At 65.8% G+C, this 19,904-nt stretch carries 16 protein-coding genes and 1 pseudogene; 8 read left to right on the top strand and 9 right to left on the bottom strand.

Going from position 1 to position 19,904, the window contains the following annotated elements:
- Positions 1 to 47: 47 nt before the first annotated feature.
- The 9 genes and pseudogenes from BOO71_RS21705 to BOO71_RS21670 all read right to left on the bottom strand — a co-directional run bounded on the left by BOO71_RS21705 (position 48) and on the right by BOO71_RS21670 (position 8,079).
- Positions 48 to 707, bottom strand: a complete 660-nt coding sequence (locus BOO71_RS21705; RefSeq protein WP_075835982.1) for an HAD family hydrolase — start codon at positions 705 to 707, stop codon at positions 48 to 50.
- A gap of 68 nt (positions 708 to 775) precedes the next feature.
- Entirely contained in the window at positions 776 to 2,437 is a 1,662-nt protein-coding gene (locus BOO71_RS21700; RefSeq protein ID WP_075835980.1) for an FAD-binding dehydrogenase, read from the bottom strand.
- A 173-nt stretch (positions 2,438 to 2,610) separates the two neighbouring features.
- On the bottom strand, positions 2,611 to 3,318 hold the full coding sequence (locus BOO71_RS21695) for an ankyrin repeat domain-containing protein (protein ID WP_254843250.1): 708 nt from the start codon (positions 3,316 to 3,318) through the stop codon (positions 2,611 to 2,613).
- Between the two features lie 10 nt (positions 3,319 to 3,328).
- The gene (locus BOO71_RS21690; RefSeq protein ID WP_075835978.1) at positions 3,329 to 3,832 is read right to left on the bottom strand and encodes a GlcG/HbpS family heme-binding protein; all 504 of its coding nucleotides are present in this window, start codon (positions 3,830 to 3,832) and stop codon (positions 3,329 to 3,331) included.
- 106 nt (positions 3,833 to 3,938) lie between these two features.
- On the bottom strand, positions 3,939 to 4,754 hold the full coding sequence (locus tag BOO71_RS21685) for an aminoglycoside N(3)-acetyltransferase (protein ID WP_075835975.1): 816 nt from the start codon (positions 4,752 to 4,754) through the stop codon (positions 3,939 to 3,941).
- A gap of 118 nt (positions 4,755 to 4,872) precedes the next feature.
- Positions 4,873 to 5,337 (bottom strand): annotated as a pseudogene (locus BOO71_RS21680) (dihydrofolate reductase family protein); the annotation flags it as partial.
- Positions 5,338 to 5,458: 121 nt separating this feature from the next.
- Positions 5,459 to 5,590 carry a hypothetical protein gene (locus tag BOO71_RS29115; protein WP_303046769.1) on the bottom strand — a complete coding sequence of 44 codons (132 nt, stop codon included), beginning with the start codon at positions 5,588 to 5,590 and terminating at the stop codon, positions 5,459 to 5,461.
- Positions 5,583 to 6,230, bottom strand: a complete 648-nt coding sequence (locus tag BOO71_RS21675) for a response regulator transcription factor (RefSeq protein ID WP_254843249.1) — start codon at positions 6,228 to 6,230, stop codon at positions 5,583 to 5,585. Before BOO71_RS21675 ends, BOO71_RS29115 begins: the two co-directional genes overlap by 8 nt.
- Positions 6,223 to 8,079, bottom strand: a complete 1,857-nt coding sequence (locus BOO71_RS21670) for a sensor histidine kinase (RefSeq protein ID WP_075835972.1) — start codon at positions 8,077 to 8,079, stop codon at positions 6,223 to 6,225. Before BOO71_RS21670 ends, BOO71_RS21675 begins: the two co-directional genes overlap by 8 nt.
- Positions 8,080 to 8,400: 321 nt before the next feature.
- Here BOO71_RS21670 and BOO71_RS21665 point away from each other — a divergent pair, with 321 nt between their 5' ends.
- The 8 genes from BOO71_RS21665 (at position 8,401) to BOO71_RS21630 (ending at position 19,770) form a co-directional block, all read left to right on the top strand.
- A complete protein-coding gene (locus BOO71_RS21665) occupies positions 8,401 to 8,760 on the top strand; it encodes a hypothetical protein (RefSeq protein WP_139323107.1) in 360 nt (119 codons plus the stop codon).
- Between the two features lie 234 nt (positions 8,761 to 8,994).
- Positions 8,995 to 10,416 (top strand): xanthine dehydrogenase small subunit, encoded by a 1,422-nt coding sequence (locus BOO71_RS21660; RefSeq protein WP_075835968.1) that lies wholly within the window; start codon positions 8,995 to 8,997, stop codon positions 10,414 to 10,416.
- Positions 10,417 to 10,470: 54 nt separating this feature from the next.
- Positions 10,471 to 12,828 carry a xanthine dehydrogenase molybdopterin binding subunit gene (xdhB, locus tag BOO71_RS21655; protein ID WP_075835966.1) on the top strand — a complete coding sequence of 786 codons (2,358 nt, stop codon included), beginning with the start codon at positions 10,471 to 10,473 and terminating at the stop codon, positions 12,826 to 12,828.
- Between the two features lie 111 nt (positions 12,829 to 12,939).
- Positions 12,940 to 13,785, top strand: a complete 846-nt coding sequence (xdhC, locus tag BOO71_RS21650; RefSeq protein WP_075835965.1) for a xanthine dehydrogenase accessory protein XdhC — start codon at positions 12,940 to 12,942, stop codon at positions 13,783 to 13,785.
- Positions 13,782 to 15,146: a guanine deaminase gene (gene guaD / locus BOO71_RS21645; protein ID WP_075835964.1), complete on the top strand. Its 1,365-nt coding sequence runs from the start codon at positions 13,782 to 13,784 to the stop codon at positions 15,144 to 15,146. The genes xdhC and guaD overlap by 4 nt, the downstream gene beginning before the upstream one ends.
- A gap of 223 nt (positions 15,147 to 15,369) precedes the next feature.
- Positions 15,370 to 16,779 (top strand): NCS2 family permease, encoded by a 1,410-nt coding sequence (locus BOO71_RS21640; protein ID WP_075835963.1) that lies wholly within the window; start codon positions 15,370 to 15,372, stop codon positions 16,777 to 16,779.
- 158 nt (positions 16,780 to 16,937) lie between these two features.
- Complete coding sequence (locus tag BOO71_RS21635; RefSeq protein WP_075835962.1) at positions 16,938 to 19,064, top strand: molybdopterin-dependent oxidoreductase; 2,127 nt, start codon at positions 16,938 to 16,940, stop codon at positions 19,062 to 19,064.
- A gap of 82 nt (positions 19,065 to 19,146) precedes the next feature.
- Positions 19,147 to 19,770: a uracil-DNA glycosylase gene (locus BOO71_RS21630; RefSeq protein ID WP_075835960.1), complete on the top strand. Its 624-nt coding sequence runs from the start codon at positions 19,147 to 19,149 to the stop codon at positions 19,768 to 19,770.
- Positions 19,771 to 19,904: the final 134 nt, after the last annotated feature.

Here is a 19,904-nt window from a genome sequence, read left to right as displayed (position 1 = left end):
GGATGAAACCGGTTAGCAGGGCCGGGCTGGAGCGCAGCCTCCCAGCCCTATCCCAGCGCCAGATCGTCCAGATGAACCAGCAGATCCAGTGGATCGTTGTAGACCTTGATGGCCCCGGCCAGCCGCCCGTCCTCCGCCCCGCCGCAGCGCAGGGCCACGGTGTCCACGCCGCTCTTTCCCGCACTGTCTATGTCGTAGGCCGTATCGCCCAGCATCAGCACCTCGCCCGGCTGCCGCCCCAGCTTCTTCAGCGCCGCCTGCACGATGTCCGGGGCAGGCTTGGAGTCCTCCACGTCCGGGGCGGTGGTGCGCTGCGGGACCAGATCGGCCACATCCGCGCGCATCAACAGGGCTTCCACCACCGTCTCGTCGCCCGAGGTGCCGATGATCAGGTCCAGACCGCGCCGCCGCAGTTCCTCCACCAGCTTGCGCGCCCCCGGTTGCGCCCGGACGGTGGGCAACTCGCCGCGCTGAAAGTGGTCCTTCCAGGCCTCTGAAAGTCGCTCGTACTGCTCGCTTTCCGGCCCCACCCCGGTCAGGCGCGGCACCAGTTGATCGCCGCCCATGCCGATCAGGGGGCGAACCTGTGCGAAGGACACGGAAAAACCCTCATCTGTGAAAGCATGCACCCAGGCGCGGGCGTGGGCGTCGTTGCTGTCCACCAGCGTGCCGTCCAGATCGAGAATGAGTGCGCGGTAGGGGGTCATGGGCGTCAGGGTAGCGGGGGTGCGGGCGCGGCAGATGGGCGGCGCTTGGGCAGGGCTTTATCCCCCTACTACCCCACCGCCCCCGCCGCGCAGCGCCCCGCCACCCGCCCGCTGAACAGGCAGCCGCCCAGGAACGTACCTTCCAGCGAGCGGTAGCCGTGCATCCCGCCGCCGCCAAAGCCCGCGACTTCCCCGGCAGCGTACAGCCCCGGCATCGGCTGGCCGCCCGTGCCCAGCACCCGCGCCTGCAAATCGGTTTCCAGACCGCCCAGCGTTTTGCGGGTCAGGATGTTCAGCTTGACGGCGATCAGCGGCCCCGAGGCCGAGTCCAGCAGCGGCGCAGGCTTGACGATGCGGATCAGGCGTTCGTTGATGAAGGCCCGCGCGCCGCGCACCACCGCCAGTTGCGGGTCCTTGCCGAAGGGGTTGGCGATCTGGAGGTCACGGTCCGCCACCTCGCGCGCCACCGTGTCGTAATCCACGGCACTGTTGCCGATGGACTCGTTCATGCCGCGCACCAGTTCGGGCAGGCTGTCGCGCACCACGAAATCCGCGCCGCTGTCCATGAACGCCTGCACGGAGGGCGCGACATTCTTGCCCAGCCGTCCGGCCACCTTGCGGAGATCGCGGTCTGTCAGATCGAGATTCTGTTCGCTGCCTGAAAGGGTGAATTCCTTCTTGATGATGGCCCGGTTCAGCACGAACCACGTATACGGATAACCGTTCGTGGTGATGTGTTGCAGCGTGCCCAGGGTGTCGAAGCCGGGGTAATTCGGGTACGGTAGCCGTGTGCCGTCTGGCGCGAGCCACAGGCTGCTGGGACCGGGCAGGATGCGAATGCCGTGCATGGGCCAGATGGGATTCCAGTTGCGGATGCCCTCGGTGTAGTGCCACATGCGGTCCCGGTTGATCAGGTGCGCGCCCGCCGCCTCGGCCATCCCCTGCGCTGCGCCGTCCACATGCTTCGGCACGCCGGAAATCATGAACTCGGGCGCGGGGCCGAGGCGCTCTGTAGGCCAGTTCTTCCGCACCAGTTCCTGATTGCCCCCGATGCCGCCAGACGTAAGGATGACGGCCCCAGCATTCAGGTCAAAATCGTCCACCACCACGCGTGAACTGTCCTCTCCACGCAATACGTTGGAGGATTCCAGAATGTCGCCGTGAACCCCATGCACCACACCGTCCGTGATGTTCAGGCCGCGCACACGATGACGGAATTTGAAGGCAATCCTGCCAGTGGCAACATGCTCGCGCACCCGGCGTTCAAACGGTTCTACCACCCCTGGCCCGGTGCCCCAGGTGATGTGGAAGCGCGGCACGCTGTTGCCGGGGCCACTTGCGCCCTGCCCGCCGCGCTCGGCCCAGCCCACACCGGGAAAGAACTTCATGCCCTGCGAAGCCAGCCAGCCATACTTTTCCCCAGCGGCAAAGTCCACGTAAGCCTCGGCCCATTTGCGGGGCCAGTGGTCCTCGGGGCGGTCAAATCCCGCCGTATTCTGCCAGTCGCGCCACGCCAGTTCGTGGCTGTCACGGATTTTCAGGCGGCGCTGCTCTGGCGTATCGATCAAGAACAGGCCGCCGAAAGACCAGAACGCCTGTCCGCCCAGATTCTGCTCACCTTCCTGGTCCAGCAGCAGCACGCGCTTTCCGGCGTCGGCGGCCTCGGCGGCGGCCACCAGTCCGGCCAGCCCCGCGCCGATCACGATGATGTCGGTGTCATGTGTTGTCATCTTCCCTCCCCGGTCAGCGGCTGACCTTGATCCTGTTTAATAGATGCGGGCATTGTGGCGCACAGGACGCAGGTTTTGCGTGGGGACGTGAAGGTGGCTTCCGGCCAGGGCAAAGAAAAAACCTCTCCGGCGGGAGAGACGGTGTTTGGCACGTTTCAGAACTCAGAGCCAGATTACTTTTCCAGCAGCTTGACCATCTCGCTGTATCCGCGCTGGCGGGCGTGTTGCAAGGGCGTGACGCCCTCACGGTCCGCAATCTTCCGGTCTGCACCGTGGGCCAGCAGTTCGTGCACGATCCCGGTGTGCGCCCTGCCGCCGTCGCCCAGGATCACCGCTTCCAGCAGCGCCGTCCAGCCCAGATTGTTGACGTGGTTCACGTCTATTTTGGTGGTTTTCAGAATCTCGCTCACATACGGCAGGTGGCCCCGGTCTGCGGCGGGAATCAGGGCGGTGCCGCCGTAGCGGTTGGTACGCGTCAGATCGGGCTTGGCCTTTAAAACCTCGCGCAGCATGGCGACGCTGCCGGTTTCGCCCGTGACCAGCAGGGCATTATTGCGCTGATCGTCCTGCGGATCAGGGTCCGCACCCGCTGCAATCAGGGCGCGGGCAACGGCCACGTGGTCCCCCTTGGCGGCCCAGGTCAGTGCCGTGCGTCCACTGCCGTCGGCGGCGCTGGCGGACGCACCCGCTTTCAACAGCGTCTGAAGTTGCTCCAGATTGCCCTGTTCGGCGGCCTGGAGCAATTGCGCGTTCAGCTTGCTCTTCTGTGCAGTCGTGGTCACGGCGCTCCCTTTCACACCCAGAGCCGAAGCCATTGGCGACGGCGAGAAACTGCCCAGCAGGGCCAGACCGAGAATGACCCCTCTGGACAGCTTCTTCACATCACGCATTTTACTTGCCTAGCACCGTTTCCACGGCATCGGTGCCGCACTTCTCGTCGGTCAGGCCGCTGGGTGCGCCGCCCACGCCTACCGCGCCCACCACTGCGCCTCCCACGTTAATCGGCGCGCCGCCTGCCAGCACCAGATAGCCGGGGATGTCGGCCAGACCGGGGTTGGCTTCCAGCCCCTTGGCAATGTTACTGGTCAGGTTGCGGGCGCTGGCGCTGGTGAACGCCTTGCCCAGACTGGCCCCCAGGGTATGCGGCCCGGCATTCTCGGCGCGGGCCACGGCCAGGGTCACGCCGCTGCGGTCCACCACGGTGGCAGTCACGTTGTAGCCCAGTTGGGCGCAGTTGTTCACGGCCAGCGTGGCAATCCGGCTGGCGGCGCTCAGGCTCAGGCTGGCGGTTGACACGGTGGCGGTGGTTGCCAGCTTGATCGGCGTGGGAGTGGTCTGTGCGGCGGCCAGAGAGATGGCAGAGACGGTCAGCAGGGCAGTCAGAATCTTCTTCATGCCTGATATTTTGCGCCCCACACGGCAAAAACGGTATCCGGGCAATTCGCGTATGGACTGCGTAGTTTTACGGAGAGGTGGGGAAAACCTGCCGCAGCACTGCCCCTCAGGACGAAGCGTCGGTAGCCGAATCCGCCGTCCACCACTGCACAGCGAAATCCACCAGAGCTTTCTGGGACATCAGTTTCGCGGTAGCTGAGCCGACTTTCCCTACCGTGACTGCGCCACTCGCTTCAAAGGCGGCTTTGACGGGCGGGAAGGCGTCCTCGTCATAATCGCATTCGTCAAACGTCACCCACTGCGGCTGCCCGTTCACCCGAATGGGGCCGCTGAAAGGCACAGTCTTCTGCTTGCCGGACCGGACTTCCGCGAGGTGCAGGCTGGAGTTGTTCTTGGTCCCCAGCAGTAGCACCCGGCCATTCAGGTCATAGACGCGGGACAGGGGCGAGCCTTCTCCCAGCGAAAATGTCAGGGGGTGGTCCGCCGTGATGACCTCGGCGTGCCTGCCCCACGCGGCGAAGGAACTATGCGGGTGATCGCTGCGCCTCGCGTCCGGCCACGTTCTGAACAGTTCGGCGGTGCGGCCCATCCCGCGCGTGGGCGTCAGCGCCGGGTCAAAGGCTGGGGTCTCGGCGCGGATGGTTTCCCACCAGGATGGTGGAACGGCGGGTCTGCGCCAGTCTGCCGGATCGGTCAGGTTCAGGGTGAAGGTGGGCATCACCAGTGTTCCCGCAGGTGTCACGGCATCCTGAAGGGCCTGGATCACCGCCACCGGTCCACCGGCCACCCAGCCCAGGCTGCTCAGACTGACGTGAGCCATCAGCACGTCGCCCGCCCCCACGCCCAGCGCACGGAGGTCAGCGGCGAGGCTGGCGCGGGTGCGGGGGGCATCTGCCCGCGCAATGGCTTCAGTTTCGGTCATGTTCCGTCCTTTACATGCTCAGCGAGAGTGGCAAGTGCGTTGATTCATGCAGAGGCTACCGTCAGGCAGGGTACGCCGGATGGGCCAGGTGGCTTACCGCCCGCTATGGACATGGAAATCAGCTTCCCGCCACAGGTCCGTAGGTCAGCAGCAGCACGCCTGAGCCGAGGTCTCTTGAGGAGGTCAGATTCAGCGCCAGACGGTCCCCATCCGCAAACAGGCGCTTACCGCTTCCCAGCACCAGTGGGTAGACCATCAGCCGGAGTTCGTCCACGAGGCCAAGGCGCAGCAGCGTCTGGACCAGGGTGCCGCTGCCGTAGACAAGGAGGTTCTGGCCATCCTGCTGCTTCAAAGCCCGCACTGCCGCGCCGACATCTCCCTCCAGCGCGGTGGCGTTCCATTCCAGGGATCCCAGGGTGGTGGTGACGACAAACTTTGGCAGGCTGTTCATGCGTTCGCCAAACGCCCCGGTGCCGCTAGCGGTGGGCCAGTACGCGGCGAAGCCCTGGTAGGTCACGCGGCCCAGCAGCAGGCCGCCGCTCTCAAACAGTTCGTCGTGCTTGAACGGGCCATCCTCTGGGCTGTAATACCAGTCACCAAAATGGAGGCGGAACTCTCAGAAAAGCGCCGAGAGTTCCGCCTCCATTTTGGTGACTGGTATTTTTCTCTTCTCGCTCTGCTCGGAAAATTCGGCTTATTCAGCCTCATTTTCGGTGACTGGTATAACCCTGCTGCCAAGGGGTGGAATCCTCGTACACGCCGTCCAGGGTCAGAAACTCGGTCACGATGACCTTACGCAGAGGGTCTCCTCTGGCCGCCCAATCGCGGTCAAACATCTTCTCCTTCCAGCGCGAGGCGGATCACCTCAGCCAGCGAATCGGCCTCCAGCTTGGCAAACAGGCTGGCGCGGTGGGTTTCCACGGTGCGGGCAGAAATCTCCAGCGTGCGGGCGGTCTGCTTGCTGGTCTGGCCGTCCAGAATGCCGCGCAGGACATCATGTTCGCGGACAGACAGGCGCGAGAGACGCAGCCGGGCCTGCCCACTCGCCGCGCGGCGCTGACGGCCCCGCAGATGCTGGCGCACGGCCCGCTGCACAGCTTCCAGCAACTCGGTCTCGTCCACGGGCTTGCTGAGAAAGTCCGCCGCACCCTGACGGAAGGCCCGGCGGCATAACTCCACGTCGGCGTGTCCGGTCAACAGAATCACGGGCAGGTCCACACCGCGCTCTTGCAGGCGCAATTGCAGTTGCAGGCCGCTGATGTGCGGCATACGAATATCCAGCAGCAGGCAACCTATGGCGGGCGGCCCCTCGGCGTCCAGGGCGCGCTCCAGCTCCAGACCATCGGCAAAGGGGCGCACGTTCAGCCCCACCGTCCCCAGCAGAAAGCCCAGCGCGTCACGCACCGCGTCGTCATCGTCCACCAGATACACGGTGGGTTCCAGCGGCAGGCCAACATTGATGACTGGCTCAGTCACTTGCGGCCTCCAGTTCCAGACGCGGAAGGTTGAGGATGAAGACCGCGCCGCCCGCATGGGCATTCGCGCCGCTCAGGTCACCGCCCATCCCCTGCGCCAGTGTCTGCGACAGACTCAGGCCCAGGCCCAGACCGCCCGATTTGCTGGTGGTAAACGGCGTGAACAGGCGCGGCGCAACCTCGGCGGCAATTCCGGGGCCGTTGTCGCTCACACTCAGGGACCAGCCACCCCTCTCCAGCACGATGCTCAGCTCAATAGCAGGATCAGGGGTGTCCTGCACAGCGTCCAGCGCGTTCCTGAGCAGGTTCAGGACGATCTGTTCCAGTTGCACCGGATCGGCCTGAACCAGCGGCGCGTCGGCGTAATCTGTGACCACCCGCACGCCCAGGCGGTTCAGGTCCGCGCGGCACAGGGTCAGCACATTCTGCACGGCCTGAACCAGATCGGTGGGCCGCGCCGTGCTGGGCGTGCGGCGCACCCACTGGCGTAGCCGCACGATGATCTGCGCTGCCCGCACGGCCTGCGTGACCGACGCGCCCACCGCATGCCGCACCCGGGCCAGATCGGGTTCGGGATCGTCCAGCAGCCGCGCCGCCGCCTGCCCGTAGCTGACGATGGCGGTCAGCGGCTGGTTCAGCTCGTGCGCCAGCCCCGCGCCCATCTCGCCCAGGGTGGACAGGCGCGAGACGTGGGCCAGCATGTCCTCGTGTTCGCGCACGCGCCGCTCGCCGTTTTCCAGATGTTCCAGCATCCGGCGCTGAAGTGGCCCCACCTCGCGCACGATCAGCACCCGCCCGCGCAGGGTGCCGTCCGCGCCGGGGAGGGGGGCCAGAGAGCCTTCCACCCCCACAGCCTCGCCATTTCGCAGCAACGTCAGACCTTCGGGCAGGGCGACAGGCCCGGCGCTGTCCCAGAAGGACGCGGCATCAAACGGAGCCTGCGACAGCGTGGCCTGGAAGGTGGTGACATCGCGCAGATCGGTGCCAGGGGGCAGCGGGTGGGCCATCGCCGCCCGCGCCGCCGGGTTTGCCAGCGTGACCCGGTGAAGGCTGTCCAGCGCCACGATGGCCTCTGAGGCGGCCTCCACCACGCCCCCGGCCCGCGCCCGTTCGTCCAGCAGGGCGTGTTGCGCGGTCCTCCGGGCTTCCAGCAGTCGCCAGACCAGTGCGGTCAGGCCCGCCGTCAGCAAAGTCCACAACAGGCCCGCCATCCACGGCCAGACCCCCCACGGCACCGGGCGCGAGATGACGATGGGAAAGGGTTGCAGGGCCGTTCCCAGCACCTTTTCCACCCGCAATGTGGTGGAAGCTGCCCCGGTCCCACCCTCTTGCGTATGATTCACGATCACCGCGCCCGTGGCGGGTTGAAACAGTGTGTAGGTCAGCGGCGCGGCCCCACTGTCCAGCGCTCCGGTCAGCCGCCGCGCGTCCACCCACACGCGCACATCACCGCGCGACAATGCGTACAGCGGACCGCCACCTTCCGGCCAGCGCACGGCGGGATCTGGGGACAGGGCGGGAGCCAGCTTTGGCGGCGGCTCGGCAGGCGTTCCCAGCACCCGGCAGGCCCCCGCCGTGCAGCGCTCTACCGCCACCACCTGCGGGTAGGGGCGCAGCAGCGTGTCCAGATAACTTCCCAGTGCCGCCGCGTCCATGCCCTGCCCCAGCGCGTCCACAGCGTTCAGCACAGCTTCTTGCTGCTCCATGCGCTGCGACAGGACGCGGTGCAGGATGCGGGCGTCGGTGTTGAAGGTTTCCGTGAATTGCCCGCGCGCCCCGGTGAACAGCGCCGCCACGCCTGCCCCGGCCAGCAGCAGCCAGATCAGGACGGCGAGCGACAGGCGTTTCATCCCCGCATTGTGCCGCACGGACGCAAACTCATACGGACTCCGATTAGAAGGTGTTGAAAACACCTGTAAATCCGAGCGGGACTCGCAGAGCTGCGACGCAGAGGAATAGCGTCCTCCTGGGGAGGAGTAGCCCCATACGGGTGCTATCCCACGACGACAGTCTGTTCATGACGAGAGCGAGCAGGAGAAAAACGGGTTCCGGGCGTGGAGTGCAGGGATCGGCGCTGTTCCGATTCCTACCGCGTTACAGACGGAACCCGTAATTAATGCCTCTGAAGGCGATACGGACCTGCCGCGCTCCCCCACCCACTACTGTCGGGCATGGCATATCAGGCGAAATTGAAGGGCGGGCAGACCATCGTGCTGGAAAACCAGGGTGATCAGACCACCATTGGCATCAGCGGCGACGGCCAGCGCCAGAGCAGCGGCGTCACGACGGGCGTGTGGACCATTGCCCCCACCCTCTTCCAGACCGAAAGCGGTGCGGTGGTGGAGATTCATACCGGAGACGGATCGGTCTATTTTCAGATCGAGAATGGGCAATTGCATTCGCTGAATGAAATACCGTCGCTGGAGGAAGCCAGATATATCGAGCTGGATGAAGTGGCAGACGGCATGGGCCAGAGCGAGATAAAACCGATGACCCCGATGCAGCCCATGAAGCCGCTGAAGCCGATGTGACCACCCACTAGACTTTTTTCTGGACCCGGTCCAATCCGCCCGAAAAGGGGCTAGGCAAACCAGATACTTAGGCGTAGAATCAAATCACATCAAATCAGGTTGCTGTTCTGCATGGATAACCAGCGACCCGCCCTTTTCGTCACCGGCGTGAACCATGCATCTAAATTCCTTCTGTGGGAATCTGGGTGCAGTGGAACGCCGGGCTTGTCGTTTTTGACGGCGGAAGGAGAAAGCATGGACAGTTTTACGCTCACGGTCAACGGTCAACCCCGCGAGGTACAGGGCGCGCGGCCCCACACGACGCTGCTGAACTGGCTGCGCGACGGCGGCCTGACCGGCTGCAAGGAAGGCTGCGCCGAGGGCGAATGCGGAGCCTGCGCGGTGCTGGTTTCCCGCCCGGATGGACGCGGCGGCACACGGCTGGAAAGCGTCAATGCCTGTCTGGTGATGCTCCCGGCCATGAACGGTCAGGAGGTCATCACCGCCGAGGGCATCGGCTCGCCCGGCCACCTGCACCCCGTCCAGCACGAGATGGCCGTGCGGGGCGGCTCGCAGTGCGGGTACTGCACCCCTGGTTTCGTGGTCAGCATGGCCGCCGAGTACTACCGGCCTGAACGTAAGGACGGCGAACACCACGCGCCCAACGGCTTCGACATCCACGCGCTAAGTGGGAACCTGTGCCGCTGCACCGGCTACCGCCCCATCCAGGACGCCGCCCACGCGCTGGGCACGCCGCCCGCAGACGACACGCTGGGCACGTTGCGAACCCGCCCGGCCCCGGCCCCCCAGCCCCTGCACCTCTCCGGCCCCGACGGCGACTTTCACCGCCCCGCCGACCTGCCGGGGGCGCTGGAACTGCTGGCCGAACACCCTGACGCCACGCTGCTGGCGGGCGGCACCGACTGGGGCGTGGAGGTCAACATCCGCCACGCGCGGGCAGGCGTCACCATCGCGGTGGATGGGCTGGCCGAACTGCGCGAGCTGGAGTGGCATGACGATCATGTCCGCATCGGCGCGGGCCTCAACCTGACGGAGATCGAGCGCCGCTTGGACGGGCGCATCCCGCTGATGGCCGAGTGGTTCCCGCAGTTCGCCAGCCGCCTGATCCGCAACAGCGCCACGCTGGGCGGCAACATCGGCACCGCCTCGCCCATCGGCGACAGCCCGCCCACGCTGCTGGCGCTGGACGCCTCGCTGATCCTGGCCTCGCGTCAGGGTGAGCGCGAAGTTCCGCTGTTCGAGTTTTTTGAGGGCTACCGCCAGACCAAGTTGCAGGACGGCGAGTTAATTCGTGCGGTCAAGATTCCACTGCCCCTCGCCCCGATCACCGGCTTTTACAAGTACGCCAAGCGCCGTTTTGATGATATTTCCAGCGTTGCCGTGGGCATTGCCATGCAACTGGACGGCAACAACGTGAGCCGCATCCGCATCGGCCTGGGTGGAGTGGCCGCGACGCCGCTGCGTGCGCTGAAAACTGAGGAGGCATTGACGGGCCAGCCCTGGACCGAACGCAACGTCCGCGAGGCCGCCGCGCTGATGGGCCAGGAAGGAACCCCCCTGAGCGACCACCGCGCCAGCGCGAAGTACCGCGCCGCCATGCTGGAGCAGGCATTGCTGAAATTCTTCTTCGAGAAAACAGAAGTGGTCCGTGGCTAGTCGCTTGCTCCGTCTCCCCGCAGCACAGAACCCCACGTCACCGGAGGTAAACCCATGACCAGCCTGCATGAACGCCCGCACAACGGCGCAGTCGGCGACGCCGTGCCGCATGAAAGTGCCTCCGCGCATGTCACCGGACACGCGCTGTACACCGATGATCTGGGTGTGCGCCTTTCCAATCTGCTGCACGCCTGGCCGGTGCAGGCCCCGCATGCCCGCGCCAGCGTAACGCGCATGGACGTATCTCAGGCGCTGAACGTCAGCGGTGTGGTGCGCGTCCTGACCGCCGCCGACGTTCCCGGCGCGAACGACGCCGGGGTCAAGGGCGACGAAGCCCTGTTCCCCACTGAGGTGATGTTCCACGGGCATGTGGTGGCCTGGGTGCTGGGCGACAGCATCGACGCGGCGCGGCTGGGCGCACTGGCGGTAGAGGTGGAGTACGAACCGCTTCCCTCGCTGATCAGCATCCACGACGCCATCGCCGCAGAGTCCTTCCAGGGCGCGCAGTCCACCCTGCGGCGCGGCGACATCCATCTGGGATTTGAGGGCGCGGCCCACACCTTCGAGGGCGAGTTCGAGTTCGGCGGGCAGGAACACTTCTATCTGGAAACCAACGCGGCGCTGGCCTACGTGGACGAGGCCGGGCAGATCTTCATCCAGTCCAGCACCCAGCACCCCAGCGAAACGCAGGAGATCACGGCGCATGTGCTGGGCCTGGAAGCCTCGCAGGTCACCGTGCAGTGCCTGCGGATGGGCGGCGGCTTCGGTGGCAAGGAAATGCAGCCGCACGGCTTCGCCGCGATTGCCGCGCTGGGCAGCGTCCTGACGGGCCGCCCGGTCCGGTTGCGCCTGAACCGCACCCAGGACATGACCATGACCGGCAAGCGTCACCCGTTTCACGCCAGATGGAAGGTGGCCTTCGACGAGGGCGGCAAATTGCGCGCCCTCTCGGCCACGCTGACCAGCGACGGCGGGTGGAGCCTGGACCTGTCCGAGCCGGTGATGGCGCGGGCGCTGTGTCACATCGACAACGCGTATTACATCCCGCATGTGGAGGTTCACGGGCGCATCGCCAAAACGAACAAGACCTCCCAGACCGCCTTCCGGGGCTTCGGCGGGCCGCAGGGCATGCTGGTGATTGAGGATATCCTGGGCCGCTGCGCGCCGCTGCTGGGCATCGAGGCGCACGAGCTGCGCCGCCTGAACTTCTACCAGCCCGGCGAGGCCACCCCCTACGGTCAGCCGGTGCGCCACGCCGAGCGCCTGGAAGACCTGTGGGCACAACTGATGGTCAGCGGCGACTTTGAAGCACGTCATCAGGCAGTGCGCGCCTTCAACGACTCGCACCCGCACACCAAGCGCGGGCTAGCGATCACGCCCGTCAAATTCGGGATCTCGTTCAACTTCACCGCCTACAACCAGGCAGGCGCGCTGGTCCATGTGTACAAGGACGGCAGCGTGCTGATCAACCACGGCGGCACCGAGATGGGTCAGGGCCTGCACACCAAGATGATCCAGGTGGCTGCTACGGCGCTGGGCGTCCCGGTGAACTGGGTGCGTCTGGCCCCCACCCGCACTGACAAGGTGCCGAATACCAGCGCCACCGCCGCCAGCAGTGGGGCCGATCTGAACGGCGGCGCGATCAAGAACGCCTGCGAGCAGATCAAGGAGCGGCTGTCGGATGTCGCCGCTGGCGCGCTGGGCGTGCATCCCAATGACGTGCGCTTCGAGCAGGGGCTGGTCTTCCCGCTGGGCCACCCCGACAAGGGCATCGACTTCAAGACGCTGGTCCACGATGCCTACCACCTTCGGACGCAGTTGTGGGCGGCGGGCTTCTACCGCACCCCCGGCCTGCACTGGGACCGCGTGGCGATGCACGGCGAACCCTTCAAGTACTTCTCTTACGGCGCGGCCATCACCGAGGTCGAGGTGGACGGCTTCTCAGGCCTGTACCGCATGCGCCGGGTGGACATCTTGCAGGACGTGGGCGACAGCCTTTCGCCGCTGGTGGACATCGGGCAGGTGGAGGGCGGCTACGTGCAGGGCGCGGGCTGGCTGACCCTGGAGGAACTGCGCTGGGACGAGTCGGATGGCCCGAACCGGGGACGCCTCAGTACCCAGGCCGCCAGCACTTACAAGCTCCCCAGCTTCAGCGAGATGCCCGAGGTCTTCAATGTCGCGCTGATGGAACGGGCCACCGAGGACGGCGTGGTGTACGGCTCCAAAGCCGTGGGCGAACCCCCTCTGATGCTGGGCATCAGCGCCCGCGAGGCATTGCGTCAGGCGGCTGCCGCCTTCGGCCCGGCTGGCCGCGAACAGTTCCTGAGCAGTCCCGCCACCCCGGAAGCGGTGTTCTGGGCGCTGGAAGAAGCGCGGCAGGTGCAGGGCGAGCCGGTGGCAGCAGATGACTGAGGGGGGACTGGTGGTAGCGGCCTGCCCGGTGGTCCCCCCTCCCCAACCCTCCCCCACGAGGAGGGAGGGAGCTAAAAACCTCAGCCCCCGCTTTTCCCACAACCCAGCCTCATGAACTGGCTTTCCGCCCTTCAACACCTTCACGACTCCGCCACGCCGGGCGTTCTCGTGACCGTCGCTGCTGTCCGGGGCCACGCGCCGCGCGAGGCGGGAGCCAAGATGGTGGTCAGCCTGGAAACGAGCTGGGACAGCGTCGGCGGCGGCAACCTGGAAGCCACCGCCGTGGAACGGGCGCGGGCGATGCTGAAAGTGTCGGCAAACACGCCGGAACTGCTTATGCTGCGGCTGACCGATAAGGCCACCAACGAGCATGGCCGCCAGTGCTGCGGCGGCGAGGTCACCCTGTTGCTGGAGCCGCTGGCAACTGTACGCCCCCACATCGCCATTTTCGGCGTCGGGCATGTGGGGCTGGAGCTGGGGCTGATCCTCTCGCGGCTGCCGCTGAACCTGCATCTGGTGGATTCGCGGGCTGGGCAATTGACGCCCGAACGCCTGGCCCCGCTGATGGGCGGCGAGGCGCGGGTGGAGGTTCATCACTCCCCCATTCCTGAAATGACGTTGCACGAACTGCCCCCCGGCGCGCACATCCTGATCCTGACGCATGACCACGCCGAGGACGCCGCCCTGTGCGACGCGGCGTTGCGGCGGGCGGACCTGGGTTTTATCGGGCTGATCGGCTCGGCAGTCAAGTGGATTCGCTTTCAGGAGCAACTGCGGCGCGAGGGCCACACCGACGCGGACCTCGCCCGCATCACCACCCCCATCGGCCTGCCGGGGATTTCCGGCAAGATGCCCGCCATGATCGCGGTGAGCGTGGCCGCCCAACTGGTGACGCTGCTCGAAAGCCAGCGGGCGGTCCAACAGCAGACCACTTCTTCCCTTTCGAGGCCCACATGACACCCATCCTGTCCCCCACCCTTTATCGGGCCGCTTTCATGCACACGCCCTCCAATCCGTTCACGGACGACGACGCCCTGCACGTTCAGGAGGACGGTGGCCTGCTGGTGGACGGCGGCAAGATCACGGCCAGCGGCGACTTTGCCACGCTGCGCACCGAATATCCAGAGGCCACCATCACGGACCTGCGCGGCGGCGTGTTGCTGCCGGGCTTTATCGACACCCATGTCCACTACCCGCAGGTTCGCATCATCGGCGGGCTGGGAATGCCGCTGCTGGACTGGCTGGACCATGTCACGCTGCCGGAAGAGGCACGGCTGAGCAGCGACACCTACGCCCGCGCCGTGGCAAGGGATTTTCTGCACGGTCTGCGCTGCAACGGCACCACCACCGCGCTGGTGTTCGGCTCGCATTACAGGAGCGCGGTGGACGTCTTTTTTGAGGAAGCCGCGCAGACGGGCTTGCGAACCGTGGCCGGACAGGTGGTCAGTGACCGGATGTTGCGCGACGAGTTGCACACCACGCCCGAACTGGCCTACAGCGAGGGCAAGGCGCTGATCGAGCGCTGGCATGGCGTGGGCCGCGCCCGCTACGCCGTGACCCCGCGTTTCAGCCTGTCGGCCAGCGAGGGCATTCTGGACGCCTGTGCCGCGCTGATGCACGAATTTCCAGACGTGCATTTCACCTCCCACATCAATGAGAACGTGCGCGAGGTCCAGACGGTTAAGGAGCTGTTCCCCGGCAGCCTGGATTATCTGGACACCTATGACCGCGCCGGGCTGCTGGGCCGCCGCAGCGTGCTGGCGCACAGCGTCCATACCACGGACCGCGAACTGGGCCAGATGGCCGCGCACCACTGCACTGCCGCACATTGCCCATGCAGCAACTCGGCGCTGGGCAGCGGGTTGTTTCCCCTCAAGCGTCACCTGAACGCTGGGGTTCACGTCTCAATGGGCACCGACGTGGGCGGCGGCACCGGCTTCTCGATGCTCAAGGAAGGCTTGCAGGCGTACTTCATGCAGCAGCTTCTGGGCGAAGGCGGCCTGCCGCTGACCCCCGCGCACCTGCTGTACCTGTCCACGCGGGCCGGGGCGCAGGCGCTGGACATGCAAGATCAGATCGGGGATTTCGGCGTGGGCAAGGCGTTCGATGCCGTGTGGCTGCGCCCGCCGGAAGGCAGCACGTTAGACGCCATTCTGAACCACGCCACTTCTTCTTCCGAGACGCTGGCCGCGCTGTTCGCCAACGGCACGCAGGCGGACGTGGCCCGTGTCTGGGTGGGCGGCGATGAGGTTTTTGCCCGCGCCGGGTTTAAGGGTTCCGAAGTCGTACAAAAACAACCACCAGAACTGGTGTCGTAACGCTGATCTATTCACGGCTGATACGGATTCCGTCTGTTTCGTGAACAAACCGGGAAAGCTCCGGTTCGTTCACTCCACGCCCGGAACCCGTCTTTCTCCTCCTCGCATCCGCTCGGATTTCATCGTTTTCGCAAACGATTCAATCGGAGTCCGTATGAATCCCTCAAAAAACAATTCCCTGCACAGCTCTTGAGGCGACGCCGCAAAGAGCGAAGGAGACCCTATGTCTGATCCCGCTGCTTCACGCCCCGCGCCGCTCGTCCCCCTGTCGGGTCTGGACCGCTACTTTGGCATCACCGCCCAGAATTCCAGTGTCACGCAGGAAATGCGCGCGGGCCTGACCACCTTCCTGACCATGAGTTACATCCTGTTCGTCAACCCGCAAGTTCTCTCCACGGCGATCAACATTCCCAATGCCTTCGTGCAACTGCTGATGACCACAGCGATTGCGGCGGCCTTCGGCTCGGCGGTCATGGGACTGATCGCCAAATACCCCTTCGCGCAGGCACCGGGCATGGGACTGAACGCATTCTTCGCCTTCACGGTGGTGCAGGGCATGGGCGTGGCGTGGCAGACCGCACTGGGGGCGGTGTTTATCAGCGGGGTGCTGTTCGTGCTGCTCAGTGTGCTGGGGGCGCGGCAGGCCATCGTACAGGCCATTCCCAACTCGCTGAAATACGCCATTACCGGGGGCATCGGGGCATTTCTGGCCTTCCTGGGTCTCAAGAACGCAGGCATCGTGATCGCCAACCCGGCCACCCTGGTGGGCATGGGTTCGCTGGCCTCGCCTACGGTGTGGCTGGCCTCCATCGGCGTGATCCTGACCGCCGCGCTGATGGCCCGCAAGATCACCGGCGCGATCCTGTACGGCATCCTGGCCACCACTGTGCTGGGAATCGCAACCGGGGCCGCCGTGTACGCGGGTGGACCGGAAGGCGCGCTGCGCTCATTTCCCGGCTTTGACGGCAGCTTCCTGGGCATTTTCGGCACGCCGATCTGGCCCAGCGGACTGGTGGGCCAGATGGACATCGCGGGGGCGCTAGGCCTGGGCCTGCTGAGCGTGGTCTTCACCTTCTTCTTCGTGGATTTCTTCGACGCCACTGGGACCCTGACCGGGTTGTCGCAACGCGCCGGGTACATCGACGCCCAGGGCAACATGCCGCGCGCCCGCCGCCTGTTCTCGATGGACGGCATCGCCGCCATGTTCGGCGCGTTCATGGGCACCTCCACCACCACCGCCTACGTGGAATCCGCCGCCGGGATCGGCGAGGGTGGACGCACCGGCCTGACCGCCGTCACGGTGGCCGTGCTGTTCCTGCTGAGCATGTTCCTGTGGCCGCTGGCCTCCGCCATTCCTGGCGCGGCCACCGCCCCCGCGCTGATCCTGGTGGGCGCGCTGATGATGGACGGCGTGAAGCACATCGACTGGGACGACATCGCCGACAGCTTGCCTGCGTTCCTGACCATCATCGTCATGCCGCTGACCTTTTCCATCGCCAACGGCGTGAGCCTGGGTGTCATCAGCTACTGCGCCATCAAGCTGCTGAGCGGCAAGGCGAAAGAAGTCAGCCCGATTCTGTACGCTGTCGCGGCGGCGCTGCTGGCCCGTTACATCTGGCTCACCGAGGGCTGAACATACGGGTAGACAGGCGGTGGGACCGGAGTTGAATTTCCGGCCCACCGCTTCCTTTTGGTGGCAAGAATTGTCGAAGAGGCGGGGCAATCCACCGTCCAGACTCGGCCTATGTGCCAGACTGCCCCAACTCAAAACCCTTTCTGGAGGTTCGTCCCATGACTCAGCACACCGCTCCTGCCGTTGCTCCCCTGCCCGCCGATGGCGTCTATTTCCGCGCCTGCAACCTGTGCGAGGCCATCTGCGGCCTGCAAATCACTGTCCAGGGCGGCAAAGTGACCGATCTGCGCGGCGACGTCAACGATCCGCTGAGCAAGGGCCACATCTGCCCCAAGGGAACGGCGCTGCCCGACCTGCACGCGGACCCGGACCGCCTGAAACGTCCCATGCGGCGCGACGGCGATACCTGGCACGAGATGGAGTGGGACGAGGCGCTGGATTACGTGGCGGCCCAGCTAGGGGCGGTGCGCGAGAAGTACGGCGCAGACGCGGTGGCCACCTTCCAGGGCAATCCCAGCGTCCACAACAGCGGCACGCTGCTCTCGGCGGGCGGGCTGGTGCGGGCCATCGGCAGCCGCAACCGCTTCACGGCCACCAGCATCGATCAGTTGCCGCACCACTTCGCGGGCGCGGAGATGTTCGGCCATCCCTTCCTGATCCCCATTCCCGACATCGACCGCACCGATTTTATGCTGATCATGGGCGCAAATCCCCTCGCCAGCAACGGCAGCATCATGACCGCGCCGGACGTGCGCGGACGCTTGAAGGCGATTCGTGAACGCGGCGGACGCGTGGTGCTGCTGGACCCCCGCCGCACCGAGAGTGCGGACCACGCCACCGACTTCCACTTCATCCGCCCCGGCACCGACGCTTATCTGCTGCTGGCGTTGCTGAACGTCATCTTTGCCGAGGGGCTGGAGCGGCTGGGCCATCTGGCCGATTTCTCCGACGGGCTGGACGATGTGCGGGGCGCGGCCCAGTCCTTCACTCCAGAACGGGTGGAAGGCTTGACCGGCGTTTCTGCTGACGCCATCTGCACGCTGGCCCGCGATTTTGCCGCCGCCGAGCGCGCGGTGGCCTACGGGCGCATCGGCCTGAGCATTCAGGAATTCGGCGGGCTGTCCCAGTGGCTGGTCAACGTGCTGAACGCCGTGACCGGGCATCTGGATTCGGAGGGCGGCGCGATGTTCACCAAACCCGCCTACGATCTTCTTCAACGGGCAAAGAAGGGCGCAGTCCACCACGGACGCTTTACCTCCCGCGTGCGGGGCCTGCCTGAATTTGACGGCGAGCTGCCCAACGTGACGATGGCCGAGGAAATCGCCACCCCCGGCGACGGCCAGATTCGCGCGCTGGTCACGGTGGCGGGCAATCCGGTGCTGTCCACCCCAGACGGCGCAGCTCTGGACAGTGCGCTGGCGGGGCTGGATTTCATGGTCAGCATCGATCCCTACCTGAACGAGACCACCCGGCACGCCCACGTCATCCTGCCGCCCGCCTTCGGGCTGGAAGTGGCCCATTACGACATCACCTTTCACCTGCTGGCGGTGCAGAACACGGCGCGGTACTCGCTGCCCGTCTTCCCCATTGCCGAGGATCAGCGGTTTGACTACCAGATCTTCATGGGTCTGACCGAGCGAATGACAGGCAAGGCAGGCAGCACCCCCGAAGAAAAGCTGAACATGGGCCTCTCGGCTGGCCCGTACAGCACCAATCTGGATGAGCTGAAGGCCAACCCGCACGGCGTGGATTACGGCCCGCTGCAACCCTGCTTCCCCGAACGTCTGTTGACTGCCTCTGGCCGCGTCAATCTCGCCCCTGCGCCGATGCTGGCAGACTTGCCCCGGCTGGAAGCGGCGCTGGAAATTATGCCTCCCCCGCTGGTGTTGATCGGGCGGCGGCAGCTTCGCAGCAACAACTCCTGGATGCACAACACGCCGCGCCTGATGCGCGGGCCGGGGCGCTGCACCCTGCAACTCAACCCTACCGACGCCGCCGGACTGGTGGACGGGCAGGACGTGGAGGTTCGCTCCCGCGTGGGCGCGGTCACGGTCCCGCTGGAACTGACCGACACGCTGATGCCCGGTGTGGCCTCCCTGCCGCACGGCTTCGGCCACTCGCGCGCTGGGGTGCGGCTGGGCGTGGCCTCTGCACACGCGGGCGTCAGCCTGAATGACCTGACCGATTCGCGCCGGGTGGACGCATTGACCGGGAATGCAGCGGTCAACGGGACGCCGATCACACTGCACGCGGCGGCAGCAAGTGAGGCCAGCGCGGCGGACTGAACAGACCGCGCCTCCACATCTCTTAGCTCAGGCTGAAGGGATGCGGAGTGCCGATGCACCGCGCCAAAGCTAGACTTAGCTAGTGCAGACGCAATCCCTGGCCGATCCGAGCGTTCTCGCCGCCCGCCACGCCCGACTGCAAGAACCCCACATTGCGCCCCTGACGGCTTTTGCGGCACGGCTCAGGGAAAGCAAGGCGCTGGGTGGGCGGCTGGACCTGCCTAATTTTGACCCCGAGAGCGGCGGCATCCATACTGAAATCCTGCTGTTGCTGGAATCACCGGGGCCGAAAGTCGCCCAGACTGGTTTCGCCTCACTGGACAACCCTGACCGCACCGCCGAGAACCTGAGCTGCCTGCTGAAACTGGCCGGAATCGGGCGGCGGCGCTGTCTGGTCTGGAACATCCTGCCGTGGCAACTCAGCGCGGGGGGCGTGGTCACCCCCACGGCGTCGCAGGTCCGGGCCGCCACACCCGCCACGCTGGAACTGCTGACGCTGCTGCCCGCGCTCCGGGTGGTGGTCCTGGTGGGCGGCAAGGCGCAGGGCGGCTGGAAGTTCGTGTGGCCCGAACTGCCCCGCCCCCTGCCTACCGTGAATTGTCCACACCCCAGCCCGCGCTACTTCGCCACCGATTCACAGGCCCCGGTGCGGGCGCTGTCGGCGTTGGTAGAAGCGCGGCTGCTGGCGAGAAATAGCGGGGGTTAGAGCAGTTGTCATAAAAAGATCATTTTTATGACCGATCGGACTGGCACAGCTCGCAGAGAGCGAGTGACTTTTACTGAGCAGGACGGAGAATGGAGTCGCCGGAAGTCCCTCATTCCGGCGACGTAATTCGGAGA

Source organism: Deinococcus marmoris, assembly GCF_001949125.1.
Taxonomy (GTDB): Bacteria; Deinococcota; Deinococci; order Deinococcales; family Deinococcaceae; genus Deinococcus; species Deinococcus marmoris_A.
This window is presented reverse-complemented; position numbering and strand designations above follow the sequence as displayed.